This is a genomic window from Bradyrhizobium altum (assembly GCF_020889705.1).
Taxonomy (GTDB): Bacteria; Pseudomonadota; Alphaproteobacteria; order Rhizobiales; family Xanthobacteraceae; genus Bradyrhizobium; species Bradyrhizobium altum.
Genome location: NZ_JACMYP010000585.1, coordinates 1 through 847 on the forward strand (window position 1 = coordinate 1; position 847 = coordinate 847).

General features: G+C 61.9%; 1 protein-coding gene. It reads right to left on the reverse strand.

All coding sequences use genetic code 11. The features are described from left to right. Nucleotides 1-8 precede the first annotated feature (8 nt). The coding region (locus tag H8B02_RS47535) for a DDE-type integrase/transposase/recombinase (protein WP_229172555.1) at nucleotides 9-847 on the reverse strand (839 nt) is incomplete at its 5' end.

An 847-nucleotide genomic window follows, 5' to 3' on the forward strand; every position in this document is an offset into this window, starting at 1 on the left:
GACATAGCTTACACCTGTTCCGACACATCACTGACAGGTTGGCCATTGGTCAAGTCGATTGCTGCGACCTGCCAGCTGGCAAAGAAGATTCCGTAGCTGCCGTCCCGATCGAGCGGCCTGATGGCGAGGCGCTCGCCGCGGAAGGCTTGGGGGACTTTCCAGATCCGCCCCTTGAAAGAGATGTAGCTTCGCGTCGAGGAGGTGGTGCGAACGATATCTGTGGGGTCGTATTGGACCTGCGGAACACGCTCCGGCATGGCGCGAGAACTCGGGCGATAGCGGTCGGCGGGGACACCCATGGCGAGCCCGTCGTGAGGCCGCTCCAGATTGTAGAGCATGCGCCAGCTATCGAAGGCATTTTGGACTTCCGGCAGAGTGCGGAACGAGCGCATGGCAAATACTTCCGCGTTCAAGGTGCGATGGAAGCGTTGGTTCTTGCCCCGGCCCTGCGGGTGCCGCGGCCTGGCATGCACCACCCTGACGCCGAGCTTGAGCAGCCACACCTTCAGCGCGGTCCAGCGCACGCCGGACGTATCTCCCCAGGGGGAGCCGTTGTCGATGTAGAAAGCCTCCGGCAGGCCATAGCGGCGGAATGTATCGGTCAGATGCTTCTGCACGCTGGGACGCTGCTCGTTGGCGCATGCCTTCAGGCACAGAGCATAGCGCGAGTGATCGTCGATCATGGTCAGCGGATGGCATCGCGTTCCGTTGGTGAGAGGCAGATGGCCTTTGAAGTCCATCTGCCAAAGCTGATTGGGCGCCTCCTTCTCGAAGCGATGGCCCGAAGGGCTGGGCGAAGCTTTGTCGCTCGGCTTGATCCGCTCGTTCCGGCACAGGATCCGATGCA